At 55.5% G+C, this 19,444-nt stretch carries 16 protein-coding genes, 1 tRNA gene and 2 pseudogenes; 11 read left to right on the plus strand and 8 right to left on the minus strand.

Annotated elements, in window-relative coordinates:
* Positions 1–276: 276 nt before the first annotated feature.
* Positions 277–1,173 carry a LysR family transcriptional regulator gene (locus RSK20926_RS00890; RefSeq protein ID WP_008203798.1) on the minus strand — a complete coding sequence of 299 codons (897 nt, stop codon included), beginning with the start codon at positions 1,171–1,173 and terminating at the stop codon, positions 277–279.
* Between the two features lie 138 nt (positions 1,174–1,311).
* Between RSK20926_RS00890 and RSK20926_RS00895 the strand changes: the two genes are divergently transcribed.
* Positions 1,312–1,632 carry a monooxygenase gene (locus tag RSK20926_RS00895; RefSeq protein WP_008203799.1) on the plus strand — a complete coding sequence of 107 codons (321 nt, stop codon included), beginning with the start codon at positions 1,312–1,314 and terminating at the stop codon, positions 1,630–1,632.
* A 22-nt stretch (positions 1,633–1,654) separates the two neighbouring features.
* A complete protein-coding gene (locus tag RSK20926_RS00900; RefSeq protein ID WP_008203801.1) occupies positions 1,655–2,035 on the plus strand; it encodes a hypothetical protein in 381 nt (126 codons plus the stop codon).
* A gap of 267 nt (positions 2,036–2,302) precedes the next feature.
* Here the strand turns inward: RSK20926_RS00900 and RSK20926_RS00905 are convergent.
* The 3 genes and pseudogenes from RSK20926_RS00905 to RSK20926_RS00915 form a co-directional block, all read right to left on the minus strand.
* Positions 2,303–2,932, minus strand: a pseudogene (locus RSK20926_RS00905) (tyrosine-type recombinase/integrase); the annotation flags it as partial.
* Positions 2,933–3,247: 315 nt separating this feature from the next.
* Positions 3,248–4,111, minus strand: coding sequence for a cobaltochelatase CobT-related protein (locus RSK20926_RS00910; protein ID WP_008203807.1), 864 nt, complete (start codon positions 4,109–4,111; stop codon positions 3,248–3,250).
* A 382-nt stretch (positions 4,112–4,493) separates the two neighbouring features.
* Positions 4,494–5,441 (minus strand): LysR substrate-binding domain-containing protein, encoded by a 948-nt coding sequence (locus RSK20926_RS00915; RefSeq protein ID WP_037253222.1) that lies wholly within the window; start codon positions 5,439–5,441, stop codon positions 4,494–4,496.
* Between the two features lie 114 nt (positions 5,442–5,555).
* Between RSK20926_RS00915 and RSK20926_RS00920 the strand changes: the two genes are divergently transcribed.
* From RSK20926_RS00920 to RSK20926_RS22280, 4 genes and pseudogenes are all read left to right on the plus strand, one after another.
* Positions 5,556–6,392 (plus strand): transporter substrate-binding domain-containing protein, encoded by an 837-nt coding sequence (locus RSK20926_RS00920; RefSeq protein ID WP_037253451.1) that lies wholly within the window; start codon positions 5,556–5,558, stop codon positions 6,390–6,392.
* Between the two features lie 9 nt (positions 6,393–6,401).
* Positions 6,402–7,376, plus strand: coding sequence for an amino acid ABC transporter permease (locus tag RSK20926_RS00925; RefSeq protein ID WP_008203812.1), 975 nt, complete (start codon positions 6,402–6,404; stop codon positions 7,374–7,376).
* A gap of 29 nt (positions 7,377–7,405) precedes the next feature.
* Positions 7,406–8,191 (plus strand): gamma-glutamyl-gamma-aminobutyrate hydrolase family protein, encoded by a 786-nt coding sequence (locus RSK20926_RS00930; protein WP_037253225.1) that lies wholly within the window; start codon positions 7,406–7,408, stop codon positions 8,189–8,191.
* Between the two features lie 322 nt (positions 8,192–8,513).
* Positions 8,514–9,776: pseudogene (locus tag RSK20926_RS22280) on the plus strand (IS3 family transposase).
* An 88-nt stretch (positions 9,777–9,864) separates the two neighbouring features.
* Here the strand turns inward: RSK20926_RS22280 and RSK20926_RS00945 are convergent.
* A tRNA-Arg gene (locus RSK20926_RS00945) sits at positions 9,865–9,941 on the minus strand.
* 345 nt (positions 9,942–10,286) lie between these two features.
* On the opposite strand from RSK20926_RS00945, the gene RSK20926_RS00950 reads away from it, so the two are divergent.
* The 4 genes from RSK20926_RS00950 to RSK20926_RS00965 all read left to right on the plus strand — a co-directional run bounded on the left by RSK20926_RS00950 (position 10,287) and on the right by RSK20926_RS00965 (position 15,445).
* Positions 10,287–10,886, plus strand: coding sequence for a MurR/RpiR family transcriptional regulator (locus RSK20926_RS00950; RefSeq protein WP_232281827.1), 600 nt, complete (start codon positions 10,287–10,289; stop codon positions 10,884–10,886).
* A gap of 204 nt (positions 10,887–11,090) precedes the next feature.
* Positions 11,091–12,743, plus strand: a complete 1,653-nt coding sequence (locus RSK20926_RS00955; RefSeq protein ID WP_008203824.1) for a GMC family oxidoreductase — start codon at positions 11,091–11,093, stop codon at positions 12,741–12,743.
* Between the two features lie 13 nt (positions 12,744–12,756).
* Positions 12,757–13,965, plus strand: a complete 1,209-nt coding sequence (locus tag RSK20926_RS00960) for a mandelate racemase/muconate lactonizing enzyme family protein (RefSeq protein ID WP_037253456.1) — start codon at positions 12,757–12,759, stop codon at positions 13,963–13,965.
* Between the two features lie 19 nt (positions 13,966–13,984).
* Positions 13,985–15,445, plus strand: a complete 1,461-nt coding sequence (locus RSK20926_RS00965) for an aldehyde dehydrogenase family protein (protein WP_008203826.1) — start codon at positions 13,985–13,987, stop codon at positions 15,443–15,445.
* 83 nt (positions 15,446–15,528) lie between these two features.
* Here RSK20926_RS00965 and RSK20926_RS00970 read toward each other — a convergent pair whose 3' ends face one another.
* From RSK20926_RS00970 to RSK20926_RS00980, 3 genes are read right to left on the minus strand one after another with little or no spacing between them, the layout of a single operon-like run.
* The gene (locus RSK20926_RS00970; RefSeq protein WP_008203827.1) at positions 15,529–16,545 is read right to left on the minus strand and encodes a YcjF family protein; all 1,017 of its coding nucleotides are present in this window, start codon (positions 16,543–16,545) and stop codon (positions 15,529–15,531) included.
* Positions 16,542–17,039 carry a GNAT family N-acetyltransferase gene (locus tag RSK20926_RS00975; RefSeq protein ID WP_008203829.1) on the minus strand — a complete coding sequence of 166 codons (498 nt, stop codon included), beginning with the start codon at positions 17,037–17,039 and terminating at the stop codon, positions 16,542–16,544. Before RSK20926_RS00975 ends, RSK20926_RS00970 begins: the two co-directional genes overlap by 4 nt.
* Entirely contained in the window at positions 17,036–18,451 is a 1,416-nt protein-coding gene (locus RSK20926_RS00980) for a YcjX family protein (RefSeq protein WP_008203830.1), read from the minus strand. The genes RSK20926_RS00975 and RSK20926_RS00980 overlap by 4 nt, the downstream gene beginning before the upstream one ends.
* 111 nt (positions 18,452–18,562) lie before the next feature.
* On the opposite strand from RSK20926_RS00980, the gene truA reads away from it, so the two are divergent.
* Positions 18,563–19,330: a tRNA pseudouridine(38-40) synthase TruA gene (gene truA / locus RSK20926_RS00985; protein WP_008203832.1), complete on the plus strand. Its 768-nt coding sequence runs from the start codon at positions 18,563–18,565 to the stop codon at positions 19,328–19,330.
* Positions 19,331–19,444 lie beyond the last annotated feature (114 nt).

The raw sequence follows: 19,444 nt of genomic DNA on the forward strand, positions 1-19,444 counted from the left end.
ATTCAATTCTGATCCAAACGTCAAGCATTTCTGATCCAATACCAAAAACGGACCTTCGTCGAAGCCGCATAACAAAAGCCCAGATTGAGAAAAGCGGCCATCCACCGAAAGGGAGACTTTGGCATCTTCGATGTGTTCTGCGCCAAGGGTGGCAAGTGACCCTCACAAGGTCATGCCAACTGTCCGTGAAGGACATTGGATGATGCACTGCTAAGCTGCAATTCGATTCAAAAAGCAGAGTTTGTTCGATGGCGCAACAAAACACGGTGTCGCATTTTATGATTTGTGCCGTTTCGCAAAGTCAACGAACGCCCGGACGCGGGATGGCATGTTGCGCTTGGACAGGTAGTTAAGCGAGAATCTTGGCAGCGTAGCGGCCTGGCCTTCCAGAACCTGAATCAAGCTGCCGTCTTTCAGCGAGCATTCCGCAGAGCTTGCAAAAATGTAGGCCAGCCCAAGCCCCGCCTTTGCGCTTTCAAGGATGGAGGTCACGTCATTGGTGACGATCTTGGGGCGCGGCATCACCAAATAGGGGCCGTCGGCACCTGTAAACACCCAGGGAGCCAGATTGTCGGCGCCTGTAATGGCAAAACAGACTCCGCTATGTGCCGCCACATCCGCAGGTTCCTCAAGCGATGGGCCTTTGGCCAGATAGTCGGGGGATGCGACAATCGCCATCTCCTGTGTGGGGCCAATTGCGATGGCATGTGTGTCAGGATCAAGCAGGATCTCGGCACGGATTGCGGCATCAACTCCGCTAGTCACGAGGTCGACCTTGGTTTCGTCATAGATAAGTTCAATCGTCACCGCCGGATGCTCTTTTGCAAACCCTGTGATCAGAGCATCCAGAAACAATTGGCCCGTGGCGGTCGGCGCAGTCAGCCGAAGTGTGCCCGACACACCTTCGTTCAGGTCATGCACATCCTTCAGCGCTGATTTCAGATCGTTGATCGCGGGCAGACTGCGGCGATAAAGCAGCTCTCCTGCTTTGGTCAGGGCGATGGTCCGGGTTGAGCGTTCGATCAGGCGCACACCAAGACGATCTTCAAACCTTTGTACGGCTTCACTGACCGACCCCGCACCCAGTTTCAGTTTATCGGCTGCCGCTCGAAAGCCGTTCTCTTGGGCAACGGTCACGAATATCGAAACATCGCTCAACTCATTCCGTCTCATTGTTCGGTATTCCTTACACTGCGATCAAAAATAAGTAATTTTCCAAACAATTACCCCTGACTATCTTGTTTGGCAATGGAAATGACACGCTTCGCAACTCACCTAGCCGGAGCGAGATAAGTCAAAAGGATAAAGCAAATGAGCACGATGAAAATCTGGGACCTGCACATGACCTATGACGGCCCAATGACTGAAGAATTTGCCCAAGGAACCAAACAATTGGCCGAGAGCATTGCACAGGAATCCGGCGTAATCTGGAAGATCTGGACCTTAGATGAAAACACCGGTGATTTCGGTTCAACCTACCTATTCCGAGATCTCGCAGCGCTGGAGGTCTATAAAGCGATGCACGTGAAGCGGTTGGAATCCATCGGTGTCACCGTAACGTCGGATTATGTGTTTGATATCATGGAAGACCTCAGCGCAATCACCCATGCTCCCTTGAGGGAAGTCCCTTGAAACAAAGGAAAGGAGTTTTCAGATGAGCAACCGAACCTTCCTATCCCTTCACAGCATAATCTACGCGTTCTTCGCCTTTGCGCTGTTTTTTCTGCCCGGCTTTCTGTGGCCAAACTACGGCGTGGAGCTGAATGACCGCTATGCCTGGTTTCTGTCACAGCACAACAGTATTTTTCTTGGAGGGATTGCCATTCTGGGATTCCTGCTTCGGGAAGTGACCGATGGGACAACCATCCGGAAGCTGCTGACTGGGCTGATGGCAACCAACGCGCTTGGGTTTATCGTAACGCTATATGCCGCCATGATTGGTGTCTTCACCGGCTTTGGCTGGTCGGATCCCGCCTTCTTTGCTTTTCTTGCAGTGATGAGCTTCTTACAACTTAAGAAGTCTGATCAAGCCTGATCATCGGAAACAGAGCTCGGGGTGCTCAGCTCCGGGCATCCTCCTAAAAATCTGGCTCAATATGTACGGTCATGAGGCTCGCTGTCGGTGAACCTGCCTGCCGCCGCCCTCCTGCCAATATGGTCCTACTTGTCCGTGATCTGGATACCAATCAACTGAAAATCTGAGCAATGTATGAGCGGCTGCTTTGAGGAAACTGCGCTGCAGCACGGAGCGCGACCGCTTATGTCGACTTTGGGCCGTCCTTGAAGACGGCCCATAACCTAAGATTTCAATGGCCTCTGCAATCGCAAGTGCATCTTCCAACTCAACATCGAGATATCTAACAGTGCTGTCTATCTTGGTGTGGCCCAACAGGAGCTGAACTGCGCGCAGATTGCCCGTCTTCTTGTAGATCTGGGTCACCTTGGTGCGCCGCATGGAATGGGTGCCGTATGCGCTCGCCTCCGGACCAATCGACGTCACCCAGTCACGGACAATCCGTGCATACTGACGGGTTGAGATGTGAAGACGTTCGTGAAACCGGCCGGGCCATCTGTATTCAGATCCGACCATCAGCGGGTCTTGTATCCACTTTTCCAGTGATGTCGGCGTGCCTTATTAGATTTCGAAGCGTAAAGGTTTCTGCGTTTTGCTTTTAAAAACCCATGCGCGTTCCTTGATTTGGCCTGATGCCATAACGTCGATGATCTTCATTTTGACCAGATCGCAGCCGCGCTGCTTGCTGTCGATTGCCAGGTTGTAGAGAGCAAGATCTCGTTGGTTATCTGCCAGCTCGAGCTGAACCCTGATTGCCCAGACATGTTTGGGCTTCAACGGTCGCTTTTGTCCAACCATGCGCCCCTTATTCCAAGCAGGACGAAGTGCACGAATGGCAGGTAAGTTGGCAATGGTCATGATGGTTTCTCCCATCTGCCACGACCCACCACAGCGCCAACCGGACGTTGACAATCCAAGGTAACACTCTCAGGTTCCATCGCGAACAAAGTCAGGAACGAGCCCAAAGCACCGGATGCTGCGCCTGGCACGAAGGGCTGCGAAGCGCAGAAAGCACTATTTGCAAAGTCGCGGGATCTGGCGGCATGATGGAGGACCTATGCCGCGAAGGAACCAGGAAGAGCAGACTTTCGCCGCGAGTGCAGCCTCAAATCAGGGCCGAACGGTACAGACTCGGACAAAGCTCACCTTGGCGAGGGTCGCGCCAATGACGGCTTACTGAAAAAGCCCACTAAGATAATTTGGGAGTTCGGCTGAGACTTGATCGAGCCGATCAACCCGCAACGCCGATTGATAAAGGCGGCTAACATCATGGTCGATGCCAATGGCGGCAATGCGAAATCCCGGCGTCGTCTTTATATCAGCAATGACTGCCGCTAAATGACGCCACAAAAAATCCGGGTGGTTTTCGCTTAGAGTGCTGTCGTCAACGGGTGCCCCATCAGTGATCACGATGACCAAATTCTGATCTGCTTCTAAGTTCTTTAGCCGCTCGGCCGCCCAGAACACGGCTTCACCGTCTATGTTTTCTTTCAGAATGTCACTTCGGAGCATGTTGTGGACTGACCAAGGCGCGCTAGGATTTGTATTTGATGCATCGCGATAGCGAATGTGCAGAACATCATTCAAGCGCCCGGGATTTCTGGGACGCCCTCTATCAATCCAAAGCTGGCGAGATTTTCCGCCCTTCCATGCTGCTGTTGTGAAACCGAGAATTTCAAATCGTACGTCCAGTCTGCTCAAGAAATCGCTGACCATTTGGACCACTAGACAGGCAACTATCGCCCTTTGGCCCTTAAGCGATCCGGAATGGTCTACGACGAGCGAAACGGCGGTCGTTTCACCAAGATTGGCGTTGTGCGAGAGGATAGCGTCGATGTGGCTCAATGAATTCAAGCTGGTCTTTGTTCGATGCACCGCAGTTGCTCTTTCGAAGGCTTTGACTTGCTCCTCCAGCGACTTTCTGTCGACGGAAGAAAGCTCTTGGCTCAATTCTTCGCCGGTAATCTCAACATCATAAGCGGTCGAATAGATAGAGTACTCTCGGTCATCACCGTTTTTTTCCCAAAACCAGCTCATTGGAGACCACCTGCGAAAACGTCCGTCGATTGAAAAGCGGACTTTGGTTGATTCCGCAGCATCGGTCAATATGGGCTCGCCGCCGCCATGCGGCGATGCGGTAGCACGGTTGCAGCAAAGCCGCTCCAGGTCTCGGCTGCAGAATGGCGCTAGCAGCTCAATGCAGTCATTGGATGGACGCACTGCTTCCAGTATACCGCAACCGTACAACTTTCAGCGGATCTTCCCGAAAGCGGCCCTTCGTTGGCCCTAGTGAACACTCCTCATTGCTGCGGGCTCACCGGGGGCAGCGAAGCGCAGAAAACGGGCTTTGCTAACCTTCCATTTGCAGCCCTCTAGACCGGCCATTTGACGTGCCGTCCCAGGTATGCAGACATCGGTTTCAAGCTTGGTTTAGCAGGGATTTTAGTTCAGCCCCAAACCAGGTGACGAAGCTGGAGGCGGGTTGAGTGAAACCGATGGCTTCAGGAGCAAGGAACTGAAAGACGCGCTCGCAGGGCAAACGAGATTCATAGGGTTCAACCAAAAAACCCTTTCCAAGTGCGTCCATTACATAGACGTCACGCAGCAGGGCAAAACCTTGCCCCGAGATCGCTGCCTGAAGGATCATATCTGCATTGTTGAAGGTCAGGCGCGGTCGCGCTTCGAATGGGTGCCCGGCAAGAAAGGTAGAAAAGTATTTGGCCCAATGAACGGTTTCATCTTCGTGGATAAGTTGCGCCTGTAAAAGCAGCCTGACATCTGGGCCGTCGTCCGGCTGCAACAGGCCCGTCAGGGAGGCCAGGTAGTCAGGGGAGCATACCACCCTCATGTGTTCTTGGGGCACGGGAACCAGGGCATTGCCATTTACATCTGCCTCCTGCGAATGAGAGCGTGGAAGCAGACGCAATGCGACATCAATCCGCTCTTCCTCCAGGTTCACAAAACGGTTTGCAGCGCAGATCCTGACATTGATTTCAGGGGACCGCCGGAGAAAACCATCAAGCCTGGGCTGTAGAACGATGGAGGCAAGAGAGGGGGCTATTCCTATCGAAAGAACCTTTTGATGATACTGGCTCCCCACCAAATGACCAATATGTTCCAGCTGATATGTTACTGCGCGAATGTCTGGAATAATTGCACGCAGAAACTCTGTCGGTTCCAGGTTTCTCCCCTTCGCACGAAACAGCTTTGCACTCCACCTATCCTCTAACTTACTGATATGATAAGATACTGTAGGTTGCGCCAAATTGAGTTCTCGCGCCGCAGCGGAGATCGAATTAAGCCGTGCAACCGCATCTAGCGATCGTGCTTCTTGCAGCGTTGGGATGAATCTACGTGGGGCACTCATGCTCGATTCATAGATGTTCTCTATAGGATTTTCAACTTTACTGATTTGTCAGAAGCCACCCGCAAGGCGAATAATCAGCCAGGTTTTGGTTCCAGTCAAAATGGGAGGATGGACATGACAATTTCAAGGAGAACGGCGATCAAAGGCTTGGCTGCGGCGCTTTCAGTGAGCTTCAGCGGGTTGGCCGCTCAGGCCGGAGAAACGCTTGATCGCATTCTAAGCGACGGCGTGTTGACCGTCGGCACCAATTCGGACTACCGCCCCAATTCCTTCATGAATGACAATAATGAACTCGACGGGTTTGATATTGCGGTTTCCAAGGAAGTTGCCGCACGCTTGGGGGTCGACGTTAAATTCGTAACTCCTGGATGGGAGGTCATGACCGCAGGGCGATGGGCTGGTCGCTGGGACATGGTAGTTGGCTCGATGACGCCGACAAAGGCCCGCGCCGAGGTTCTGGACTTTCCGGCGATCTATTACTTCAGCCCCGCTGCTTTTGCCGTGCACAAGACATCGTCCGCCGAAAAACCGGGCGATCTGGATGGAAAAATCGTGGGCGTAGTTTCCGCCTCAACATACAACCGATATCTGGAGCACGATCTGAAGCTCGACGTTGTAGGAATGCCTGCCTTTACCTATGATGTCACTCCCGGTGAGATCCGGGCCTATAGCGATGTGAACGAGTTTGATGACCTTGCCCTTGGCGATGGCGCGCGGCTCCATGCGGTGTTGCAATCGGTACCGGTTATCGGCGAAGCGGTTGCTGTTGGCCTTCCGATCAAACAGTTGGGAGAGCCAGTCTTCTTTGAACCACTCGCGCTGGCCACCGACAAGGGGGATGCAGAGCTGAATGCCCGCCTGCACAATATCATCGAAGAGATGAAGAGCGACGGTACATTGGCCAAACTGTCGGTCAAATGGCACGGCACTGACCTCGTCAGCACCAACTAAGGCAAGCCAATGGTCACATTGTTCAAAAGCCGCTTCCAGCATGGGCCGGAGCGGCTGAAGCTGGCAGCAGGTCTTGCGCTATCCGTTTTTGCGGCCACTTTCCTGCTGTCTGCCAATCAGGGGGCCTTGGGCGATCTGCTATTGCCCGCCATGCGGCCTGAGACCCTGGCCGGAACCTGGGGGCGGTTTTCAGTGGCATTGGTGGCCTTTCTCATCGGGGGGGGCGTGGTCTACGCCCTCCTTGGCCTTCGGCGCCGCCTGCAGGCCTATCTGACCTGGGCTGTGCTGGCCGCTATTGCTCTTGGGCTATTCTATTCCTTTGATCTGAGTTTTGGTTTCATTGGCAAGAAACTGCCCTATCTCTTGTCGCAGGGGGCGGTCACTACGCTCTATGTCTCAGCGATTTCGATCACGCTGGCCTTTGTCTTTGCCCTTGCCGGGGCAACTGCAAAACTCTCCGGCATTGGCATTCTTGAAGGTATCGGGTCGTTCTATACTTCGTATTTTCGCGGTACGCCGCTCTTGGTGCAGCTGTTCCTGATCTACCTGGGACTGCCGCAGATTGGCTTTGTCGTGGATCCAGTGCCTGCGGCGATTGCCGCGCTTTCGCTGGTCTATGGTGCCTATATGACAGAGATCTTCCGCTCCGGAATTCAATCGCTCCCCGCGGGCCAGTGGGAGGCCGCCGATGCTTTGGGTCTGCACCGCATGGTGACCTTCCGCAAGGTGATCCTGCCGCAGGCAATGCGCGTTATCATCCCCCCGACCGGTAATCAGTTCATCGCCATGCTAAAGGACAGCTCCCTTGTAAGTGTTGTCGGGGTTTGGGACCTGATGTTCCTGGCCCGCACCGTTGGCCGGTCTGATTTCAAAATCCTCGAAATGCTGATCACAGCCTCGATCGTCTACTGGCTGATGTCGATTGTCCTGGAGCTCGTCCAAAAGCGGATTGAACTGCATTTCTCCAAATCCCTGATCCGCTAACCGCAAGAACAGAAAGAAATACTGTCAAGATGACTGCCTATTGTGACTGTACGTTAAGAGTGGCCGTGATGGCCAACTCGGGGTTTGACTCGGGCATTGGCCTGACACGGCAAACCCTGGACGACAAATACCTGACGGCCGCGCTCGAAGGTTGCAGCGCTCTACCGATTATCGTTCCGACCCTCTCCAGTTCGGCGCAACTGGAGGCCTTCCTTGACCTGGTTGATGGGGTCATTCTGACCGGCGATCAATCAAATATCGAACCTGACGTTTATGGCGCTACCGGCGACCGTCAGAGCCACGGCCCTTTTGATCCGCAACGGGATGCATCGGCGCTCTATATGGTCAACGCGGCCTGCAAGAGGAAACTGCCCCTACTTGGCATTTGCCGTGGCATGCAAGAGATAAATGTCGCCTTTGGGGGCACTATCCGCACAGGGTTTGCCGGAAGCGCTGACTACCCGGACCATCCACGGTTGCCCAAAGTCACGGACCCGGACCTTGTCTATCGGGAAGCACACCCGGTGAGTGTGAACCCCGAAACCCAACTGGGTGCCGCCATTGGCAAGCCACGTGTGTTTGTGAATTCTGTACATATACAGGCTGTTGAGGAACTGGCCAAAGACTTGACGCCCGTAGCCCTATCCGATGATGGGATCGTCGAAGCCTTTGAACACAGTTCGGGCGAGCCAATTATTGGGGTTCAATGGCACCCGGAATACAGGGCTACTGAAAGGCCCTTGTCCGCGGCCTTGTTTTCCCATTTTGCCCGTCTCATGAAGGGCCGCAAAGAAAGCGCTCCATACATTTTGTGACGTTGGTTCCGTTGGATAGCGGTTCTTCACCTTCCAACTTTTCAAGGTCGCCATGTCCGCTCAGTATAACCGCTAGCATTCTATTTGGGGTTTCTGAGGCTCTGTGAGCCTTCTCTAAATCTCCTTAAAATACCGCAAAATTCTGATTCTTTTTGCGTTGGTGTGCCTATCGCTTTGCGACAATTTAGCGATGCCATTGGTGGTTTCTGTTTGGATCGACTGACTAAAGGTTGAACAAAAAGCAGCCATTCGTGCAGTCGTGGTGATGAGCCTCCCCAACTGAACTGGTCCACCCCTATTTTAAGGAACCGGAGGGCCAAGAATGGCGAACAAGCGACCGAAGCCCGAAGAGATTGTCTCGAAGTTGCGGCAGGTTGAAGTTCTGATGGGGCAAGGCATGCGCCGTCTGGACGCGATCAGACAGATCGGCGTTGTCGAACAGACCTATTATCGCTGGCGCAAGCAATACGGCGGAATGGGCGTAGATCAACTGAAGGAACTGAAGCGTCTTCAGAAGGAGAACGACCGGTTGAGGCGAGCTGTGTCTGACCTGACGCTCGACAAGCTGATCTTTAGGGAAGCTGCGAAGGGAGTGATGGCCGTCTAGGAATTGATCCTGTGGATCAATTCAGGCCCGAACGGGCGGAGCCCCTGAGCCCCGCTCGTCTTCGTGCTTGCATCGACCATGTCCGCAGCCAGTTCAAAGTGTCTGAGCGCAGGGCCTGCCGCACTCTGGGTCAGCATCGAACGACGCAGCGCAAGGTGCCCCAAGGCCGGGCCGATGAAGAGCGTCTGACCGACGACATCATCGAACTGGCCGACCAATAGGGGCGCTATGGCTACCGCATGGTCACTGGCCTGCTGACCAACGCAGGCTGGCCCCCTCTCGGCAGATCGCTTCGCAATTGCCTGCCGGGCAATGTGTGAACCACAAGCGGGTCGAGCGTATCTGGCGGCGTGAAGGGCAGAAGGTTCCAGCTAAGCAACCGAAGAAGGGGCGGCTCTGGCTGAATGACGGATCATGCGTGCGGCTGCGGCCGGAATATCAGAACCATGTCTGGTCCTATGACTTCGTTCATTGCCGGACAGATGACGGGAAGGCGTTCCGGACGCTGAACATCATTGATGAGCACAGCCGGGAATGCCTGGCGATCAAGGTGAAGCGAAAGCTGAACTCTGTAGACGTGATTGATGCCCTGACGGATCTGTTCATCCTGCGTGGGGCGCCAGCCTTCATCCGGTCAGACAACGGTCCTGAGTTTGTGGCTCAAGCTGCCCGGAACTGGATTGCGGCCGTGGGTGCCAAGACCACCTATATCGAGCCTGGCTCACCCCTCTCGGGACATCGCCATGCGATGCCCTGCCGGGCAGTGCATGGGAGAACGGATACTGCGAAAGCTTCAATGGCCGGTTCCGGGACGAGCTGCTCAACGGGGAGATTTTCTATACCCTGCGTGAAGCCCAGATCCTGATCGAAGAATGGAGGAAACACTACAACACCAAACGGCCACACAGTGCATTGGGCTATCGCCCGCCAGCGCCAGAGGCAATCATCCCGATGAAAAGCAGGCCAATCATCCACTAACAATCAACTTGGACCAGTCAGATGAGGCTGCTCAGGGTCACACTATGACACTTGGGTCAGGTTCGTATGACATTCAACAAAAGTGGAATGGCGGACCGAGGAGGATTCGAACCCCCGACCCCTTGATTCGTAGTCAAGTACTCTATCCAGCTGAGCTATCGGTCCACTGGGCGGGCATCTAAAGTGGGCACGAGGAAGATGCAACCCATTTGTTTGTAAGGAAGAGGTTTTTCTTTGGCCGCTCCGTTTGAATAGAGTGAGGCGTGAGAGCAAACTGATCGTTTTGAGAAAAGCATTTAACGATGCACCTTGAGCAGTTTGATGCAAATGTTCTTATAAGGCATGGAAAAAACACAACAATGACCTCCTTACCCGGTTGAAGGTCGAGATAGATGGTTGTCGCCACGACTGAAGGCTGTGGCGAAGTACATTATCGACCATCCCGGCGATTTTGGCATGGATCCGATCAGAACAACCTCGAGAAAAATTGGGGTCAGTCCAAACTCTCTTGTGAGATTGGCACAGAAGCTGGGTTTTGAGAATTTCGATGCCTTTAGCGCATCCTTCCGGGACGCTCTTGTGACGGAACAGCGGGTGGAGGATGCCCTGGCGTTGCTTAAGGGGGCGAAGGCCACTTATGTTACCGCAGCCCGCGCAAGCTATGCTCTGTCTTCCTCTTTTCATTATGCAGGGCAGATGGCTTTGCCGGGTTTGCAGCTTATTCCGCGGCACTTGGGCTCCGCTGTTGATGAGTTGGTTCAAGCAGAGCCAGGTGCTTGTCTGTTGGCGGTCACTCTGGCGCCCTATTCTGCCGAGACGATCATCTCTTTACGCTTCGCTCAGCAAAAGGGGGTGAAGCTTATTGTTATCTGTGACAGCGAAGTAATCGCGCCGGGGATCACACCGGATGTGAATTTTCCGGTCGCAGTCCAGTCGCAACACCACTTCGGCTGTTTCACCGGCGCGAAGACCGTGCTGGGGGTCTTGCTGGGCCATTTGATCCTGCAATGCGGGGAGGATGCGCGCCGACGTACCGGAGACTATCAAGCGGCGCGGGGAGGAACAGGCGCCTATTGGAAGGCGCGGCCATTGCCTCGGATCAAGAGCTGAGATCGACCTTTCACTGGCCATGGCTCGCTAAGACCTTTGCTTGCCTTTGCACAGTTCTGAGACGCTGCGGGTCAGAGCTGCGTGGTACACCTCTTTCCCATTTCAGATGGTGTAACTTTTTTTAGGCCATAGGGTAAAAACGCATTGTTTGCGTGAAGGCTCCTGTTCCTCGCAAGGTCGCGGAAACAGTTTCGGAACCTTGGCATGACACCCAAATATGATTTCATCATCATCGGCGCAGGCTCGGCCGGCTGTGTCTTGGCAGAACGGTTGAGTAAAGATGGTCGCTATCAGGTCTTGCTGATTGAAGCGGGGGGAAGCGATGCAAGAGCCTGGGTCAAGATACCCGTTGGCTATGGCTTCACCTTTTCTGATCCTTCGGTGAATTGGCGCTATAGCGCTGCGCCCGACCCTGGTTTGGCTGGGCGTGAAGCCTATTGGCCCCGTGGCCGCGTCATTGGCGGCTCGAGTTCGATCAATGCCATGGCCTATGTGAGGGGGCTGCCACATGATTTCTCGGACTGGGAAGCGGCAGGTGCCACTGGCTGGGGCTGGGACGCTGTCCGCCGCAGCTATGAGACACTAGAGAGACAGGCCAATCCCGATACTGGCCAGGAACAGGGCAATGGGGAGATTGTCGTCAGTGACCTGACCGCGCGTATGCACCCGTTCACCAGGCATTTTCTGTCAGCTGGTAAGGAGATGGGCTGGCCGCAACCGGAACACATGAATGCTCTTCCCCCAAAGGACAGCAATGCGGTGGCCGGGGAAGGGCTTTCCTATGTGCGTAGCACCCTTCGAAGGGGAGTGCGCTGGTCCGCTGCGGATGCTTTCCTGCGTCCGGCACTGAAGCGGAAAAACCTCACGGTTCTGCGAAACGCTTTGGTCGAAAAGCTGTTGTTGTCCGGCAAACGGGCCAGTGGTGTGCGGCTGAGTCAGAAGGGCAAGCTGAGGGACATCCATGCGGCACGAGAGGTTGTCGTCAGTGCTGGTGCGATCAATTCTCCTCAGCTCCTGCAGTTGTCGGGAATTGGCCCTGCGGAAATACTGAAACAACATGGCATCGAGGTGAACTTAGATCTGTCTGAGGTCGGGCAAGGCTTGCAGGACCATCTGGCAGTGTCTCACTTCTTATGGGCCAATGAACCAACCCTGAATGCCACGCTTGGCAATCGCCTGGGGCAGGCCTTGTCCGGGCTGCGCTATCTTCTCGGTCGCAAGGGGCCGCTGAGTGTTCCCGTGAACCAGGTAAGTGGTTTTGCACGATCAAAGGGGAGCGCCTTGCCGGATGTGCAGGTGTACTGCAATCCGGCATCCTATGCGACCTTGCCAAATGGCAAGCCAAGTATCGACCGGGACAACGGGTTCCTGTTGTGCGTGCAGCCCTGTAGACCGACCAGCCGGGGGCAGATCTCTTTGAAGTCGGCCAACCCGCTTGATGCGCCTCTGATCCAACCCAACTCCCTGTCGACCGAAGAGGACAGGCGAAGCGCAATCGGCGCCAGCCATCTTTTGCAAGAACTGAGCCAGAGGCCTGCGCTGCAGAAGGTCATTCGGGCGCACAGGGATCCTGATATCCTCGAAATGGATGACGCAGCTTTGCTGGAGAATTTTCGCCAACGTGCGGGTACGGTTTTTCACGCCAGCTGCTCTTGCAGAATGGGGCGGGGCGCGTCGGATTCCGTATTGGACGCGCGTTTGCGCGTGCATGGTATCTCAGGGTTGCGGGTCATTGATGCTTCGGCGTTTCCCAATGTGACATCCGGCAACACCAATGCACCAACCATGATGCTGGCCGCGCGCGGCGCTGAAATGGTCCTGGAAGACACGCGCAATGCGCCGCAAGCAGCAGAATGATAGGGAGATTCTGATGAAGCTCGAAAAAATCGAAACCTTTGTGTTTGGGAACCCGCCACCGCGACACGGGGGGCGCTACTTTATGTTTGTGCGGCTCACGACAGCCTGTGGTATTACAGGTGTGGGCGAGATCTATAACGCTACCTTCGGTCCTGACCTCTGTTGTGCCATGGCAGAAGAAATGTTTGCGCGTCAGTTCGAGGGCATGGACCCTCATCACATAGAGAAACTCTGGCGGCAATCCTATGGCGCGGGCTATACCCTGCGCCCTGATGTGACCGTTATGGGCGTTCTCAGCGGATTGGAGATGGCCTGTTGGGACATTGTAGGCAAAGCAGCTGGTAAGCCGATCTATGAGTTGCTTGGGGGTAGGGTGCATGAACGGCTGCGAAACTATACCTATCTCTATCCCGACAGCGGGGATGTCTACCCGGACCCTGATGCGCCAAATGTCTATAATGACCCTGACCTGGCGGCTGAAGTCGCTTTGAAGCGTGTCGAAGAAGGCTTTACGGCGATCAAATTCGATCCGGCTGGTCCCTATACAATTTACGATGGGCATCAGCCACGATTGGAGGATTTGGAGCGGAGCGAGTTGTTTGTAAAACGTATTCGCGAAGCGGTTGGTACCCGCGCGGACCTCCTGTTTGGGACCCATGGGCAATTCACGGTCTCTGGCGCAAAACGGATGGCGCGGCGGTTAGAACCCTATGAACCTTTGTGGTTCGAAGAACCCACAACTCCTGAAAACCCAGCAGACATGGCTGAGGTCGCTCGTTTCACCTCCATTCCGATTTCCACTGGTGAACGCCTGTGCACGAAACATGAATTCGCACGGATTCTGGAGACCGGTGCAGCTTCGATCCTGCAGATGGATTTGGGACGGGTTGGCGGGCTGTTGGAGGCCAAGAAAATCGCGAGCATGGCCGAAACCCGACAGGCGCAGATTGCACCTCACCTCTATTGTGGGCCTGTCGTTGCAGCGGCGAATATCCAGATCTCCACCTGTTCGCCCAATTTTTTGATCCTCGAGAGTATTGGTCGTTTCGAAGGACCTTACATGTCCTGTTTGAAATCCAGCATCACCTGGGAGGAAGGCTATGTCATCCCGTCCGCAGAGCCCGGTCTTGGGGTTGAGCTGAACGACGAGGCCATTGCCGCCAGCCCCTATACCGGCAGCAAACTCCATCTAGAACTGGCGCATGAGCCGGTGGTGCAGTGATAACTAAGTGGAGCATCTAATGATCCTGCTAGACAAATTCTACATTGACGGGACTTGGGTGACGCCCCTGGTCGAAAGCAAGTTTCCGATCAAGAACCCAGCTTCTGACTCAGTTATTGGGACCGTTACACTGGGGGCGGCAGCGGATGTGGATCGCGCCGTCGCAGCCGCGTCCCGCGCTTTTGCGAGTTTTTCGCTGACTTCAAAAGAAGAGCGTTTGGAGCTGCTCAGAAAACTGCGCAACATTCTGGAGGCACGCAATGAGGAGATGGCCCGGGCCATCAGTCAGGAGATGGGCGCCCCCATCACCATGGCGCGCAATGAACAGGCGGCCTGCGGTTCTGGCTATGCGGATGATTTCCTCAAAGTGCTGGAAGAGTTCGAGGCCTGCGAAGCGCTGGGCAATGGGGATGAAATCCGGCGGGAGCCAATTGGTGTTTGTGGTCTGATCACGCCATGGAATTGGCCGCTCAATCAGATCGCACTCAAAGTTCTGCCTGCTCTTGCAGCGGGATGTACCTGTGTTCTGAAACCCTCAGAACATACGCCGCTCTCTGCCGCTCTCTTTGCTGAGATGGTGCATGAGGCGGGCTATCCGGCTGGGGTGTTCAATCTGGTATACGGAGATGGGCCAGAAGTGGGCGCGGCGCTTTCGCGGCATCCTGATATCGCCTTTATGTCCTTTACCGGCTCCACCCGCGCGGGAACATTGGTGTCCAAAGATAGCGCTGAAACGGTAAAGCGTGTGGCATTGGAGTTGGGTGGGAAATCACCAAATCTCCTTTTCGCTGATTGTGATCTTGAAACCCGTGTTCGGGCTTCGGTTCACGGGTGTTTTCATAACACTGGCCAGACCTGCACCGCGCCCACCCGGTTGCTGGTTGAGCGCAGCTGCTATGATCGTGTGGTTGCCATGGCCACAGAGATTGCCGAAGGGCAAGAAATCGGTGATCCGGCGCAGGAAGGCGCACACATCGGGCCTCTCTTTGATCAGATCCAATATGACCGTGTGCAACAGATGATCTCTGTCGGACTTGAAGAGGGCGCGCGTTTGATTGCGGGAGGGTTGGGAAAACCAGAAGGCCTGGAGCAGGGATGGTTTGCCAAGCCTACCGTCTTTGCGGATGTGACAAACCAAATGCGCATCGCGCGTGAGGAGATCTTTGGCCCGGTGCTGGTCATCATTCCATTCGAAACAGAAGAAGAAGCCATCTCGATTGCCAATGACACCGACTATGGGCTTTGCGCCTATGTCCAGACTGGCAGTGCCGCGCGCGCCTCACGGGTCGCTGGGGCCTTGCGGGCTGGTGCTGTTGTTATCAATGGGCAGGGGCGGGGATATGGCTCTCCCACAGGGGGCTATAAACAATCTGGCATCGGGCGCGAAGGCGGGGCTTTGGGGCTTGAAGAGTACTACGAAGTCAAAGTGGTACCATCGCTTGATCGGTTGAAAGCCGAAGGTCATTTCTCAAAGCCCTAGAAGTTACCGCGCAGTGAACTTGCCGACGCGTGCTGGCCATCTGAAGGCTGCAGTTGGTTTGAGAGAAAAGAGAAAGGGGAACCTTATTCTGAGGTTCCCTTTTCGCGCTGGAATAGGCCAGCCAGCGCCCCCTTGATGACCTTTCTGGTGGAGGGTTTGCTCTTGGGCGAAAAGGGCATTGGGCGGCAGATTTCCATGGCGGCGATGCCCACCCGAGCGGACAGCGCGCCATTTATCAGCCCCTCGCCAAAGCGACGGGACAGTTTGGACAGGACGGAACCGCCCAAGACGGAATCAAGCAGATCATCGCCTGCAGCCACGGCCCCAGTTGCGGCGAGATGCGCTAAAACGGCCCGCAGCAATCGCCAGGAGCTGAGATGCCCCGGGCGGCCGCCATAGATTTGCGCGACTCGGCGGATCACGCGCATCGAAGTGAGCAAAGCAACGGCGACGTCAGCCAAGGCAAGGGGAACCAGAGCTGTAACCGTAGCGACCTGACGGGCCCCTATCTCTACCTCGTGTAGAGCCTGCGCATCCAGCGGGCTCAACAGCTCTTCTTCGGTCAGCATCAGCAGGGCATCTGCATCCAGAACCTCGTCTTGCTGTTCCTTCAGGCGGGCTCGCTGCCAGGACAGATCTTCCCGGTCGCGGTAGAGATCAGACAGGCTGGATGCGAAGGCGCGCGCGGCTGCAATATCTGATGTGGCCCGAGAGGCCGACAGGCGCAGCCCATCCAGCTTTCGAAGGCGGAGCAGTGCAGCGAGTTCACGCAGAACCAATAGCAAGAGCAGTAAAAGCGCGATCACAAATCCCGCAGAGAGAGCCCAGCCGACCACGGGGAAGCGCGCGATCATTGCGAGGGCAAAATCCCAGGCGGCAATGGAAATGACCGCACCCAGAAGAGAGAGCACAACTGCCCAGAACCAACGCGCCAGTCGCGAGGGCTGGTAAGATGTTACCCGGGTCGCCCTGGTGGAAACTGCGGAATCGTGCCGGCCGTCGATATCCATTGTGTCTGGAACGGGGGGCGCCTCAGACACGCTGGGGGAGGTCTCTCTCTCGGTTTCTTCCAGGTCGAACAAAACGGGTTTGTTACTCATGCGGCGCTCTCCAGCCTGCTTTGGTGTTCCCATTCAAATCGAACCTCTGCCAGGCCCTCTTCATTGTGGCAGCCAGTGGCTCTGGAGGTTGCCCGAAAGCCTTTACTCAGATAAAATCGACGCGCCAGTTCATTGGCTTCAAAGGCGCGTAGCCAGAGCCGTGGCGAGGCGGCTTTTGCCGCGTTCAGAAGTTGGGTTCCGATACCTTTCCCACAGGCTTCAGGAGCGAGGTAGAGGCTGCAGATCTCATCGCTATCTCGGGCGATGAAACCACCGGTATGCCCATGCCAAAGAGCGACCGTGACCCAGCCCTGGTCAATCATGGTGCCGCAAAAGGCTATCATCTCAACCTCTGCGTAGAGTTTAGGCAACCAAGGTGTCGATTGCTGGTACTGGAACAGGATCTGCCCTAGCCGCCCGGCATCAATGGGCTGTCCGGGTCGAAGGAAGGCGGCATCATAGGTGGACTGTTGGGAGAAAGAAGCAGGGGTCACAGCTTATCTCCGATCAGGAACTCTGCGGCTCGGTCCAAACGAATATGCGGTGGCCCATCGCCTGGTTTCAGATCCAGCTCCGCAGGTGCGAATTGCATCGACTGATACTCACTCCCCAGCCAGGCTTCCGCTCCTTTGCGTGCGGGGGCCAACAGGCGTGCGGGATCGTCCGGCAGGGCGCCGGGATAGAAGGCGCTTTGCCGTCCACTTTCGAGCAGTTTCCCCCGCACGCAGGGCAGATCCTGGCCATTGTGGCTGCGCATCTCTTCGGTTGTTGCCCTGATCGAAGCCAGGGCAAGTGCCGCTGTCTGAGCGCCGGCAAATTGTGCGCGATCCCGCGCTTCGGCAGTCAGGGCTTCGATAATGGCGGTCATTTGTGGATGCTGCTGGTGATGCAGATGATCCGCCTTGGTTGCTGCAAAGAGGATCTTTTCAACGCGCTTTCCCCTTAAAAGTTGGGTGAGGAACCCATTCCGCCCTGGCCGAAAGGCTGAAAGCACATCTCCCATGGCCAGGCGCAAATCCTCAACCGCCTGAGGCCCGGTATGGATCGCGGACAAAGCATCAACCAACACCACCTGGCGATCAATCTTGACAAAGTGGTCGCGAAAAAAGGGTTTGACGACCTTGGCCTTGTAGGCCTCGTAGCGTCTTTCCATCTCCCGCCAGAGACTTCTGCGCCGGGCGGTTTCCAGCCGCTCTAAGGGCACAAAGGTAAGCACCGGGGACCCTTCCAAATCGCCGGGCAGCAAAAAACGACCGGGTGTGCAGTCATAGAAACCAGCTTTGCGACTGGCATGGAGATAGGCGGTGAACTCTGCCGTCAGCTTTTGTGCGCGCACCTCGTCGTGATCTGCAGTGGGATCCGTCTCACCTAGGGCCTGAAGGTACTTTTTCGCACAGGTTCTTTGCGGCATGCGTGCAAGGACCTCCTGGCTCCAAGTCTCATAGCCCTTGTCCAGGAGCGCGAGATCCAGCAGCCATTCACCTGGATAGTCGATGATATCCAGGTGCAGGCGGCGCTTACCCTGAAAGCCGGACAGGAGGCCACTGGGCTGTAGGGTGAGGCTGAGCCTCAACTCTGACACCGCTCGTGTGCTGGCAGGCCAATGTGGTTTCGGACCGGTGAGGGCCGCCAGGTGATCCTCGTAAGAAAATCGCGGAACGGTCATATCCGGTTGGGGCTGCAAAAAAGCACTTTCCAGACGCCCAGATCGCGCGGCTTCTAGCTGCAGCATCCGGCCCCGGTTGAGGAGATTGGCCACCAGGGAGGTGATAAAAACTGTTTTGCCCGCACGCGCTAGTCCGGTCACACCCAGCCGTAAGGTTGGTTCGAAGAAGGGAGAAGTGAGACCATTGCCCAAGCTATCCAGCCCACGCATTGCGCCATCGCTTACAACTGACAGGACCATGTCTGCTCGCTTGTTTGTGTCTTGTTGTCATCAAGATAAGGAACCCCTGCGGGTGTTTCCAGAGCCACCTGGGTACTTGTCAGTCGGCTGTTGCCACGCTACTTGCCCGACATGCCGCGTTTTGCTCTCAAAGTCGAATACCATGGAAAACCCTTTGCCGGCTGGCAAAGGCAAAAGGACCTGCCCTCTGTTCAGGGTGCGATAGAGGATGCCTTGTCCCGACTGGAACCTGGGGCTCATACCATCGCGGCTGCGGGGCGAACCGATACAGGGGTGCATGGGCTGGGTCAGGTTGCGCATTGTGACCTGCAGAAGGACTGGGACCCATTCCGTCTTTCAGAAGCGTTGAATTATCATCTGAAACCCGCACCTGTGGCAATTCTGGACTGTGCCGGGGTCGATGAGGATTGGCATGCACGCTTCTCGGCGATCGAACGCCAGTATCTGTTTCGAATTCTGATGCGCCGGGCGCCGGCGACGCATGACGCGGGCCAGGTGTGGCAGATCAATCATGAGCTGGATGTCGCGGCGATGCAGGAAGCCGCGGACCATTTGATCGGCAATCACGATTTTACCACATTCCGATCCTCGATTTGTCAGGCGGCCAGCCCGCAAAAGACATTGGATGAGCTGCGCATTGAAACTGTTCAGGGTTTGTCTGGTCCCGAAGTGCACTTCCATGTGCGCGCCCGCAGTTTTCTACACAATCAGGTCCGCAGTTTTGTTGGAACCCTGGAGCGCGTCGGGGCAGGATCCTGGGAACCCTTGGATGTGAAACACGCCCTGGAAGCCTGTGACCGCTCCGCATGTGGGCCTGTTTGTCCGGGTCATGGCCTCTATCTGGCGCGTGTCGGCTATCCAGACGACCCATTCAGCTGATTCCCAGCCCGGGATTGCTTTGATCGCTCTGTGTCAAAATTTGGCTTCAAAGGTGAGTCCCGAATGTTTGAATTGATCTTGTTTGAAGCGAATTACACGTTCCAACCGGTTTTC

Source organism: Roseobacter sp. SK209-2-6 (assembly GCF_000169455.1).
Taxonomy (GTDB): Bacteria; Pseudomonadota; Alphaproteobacteria; order Rhodobacterales; family Rhodobacteraceae; genus Pseudophaeobacter.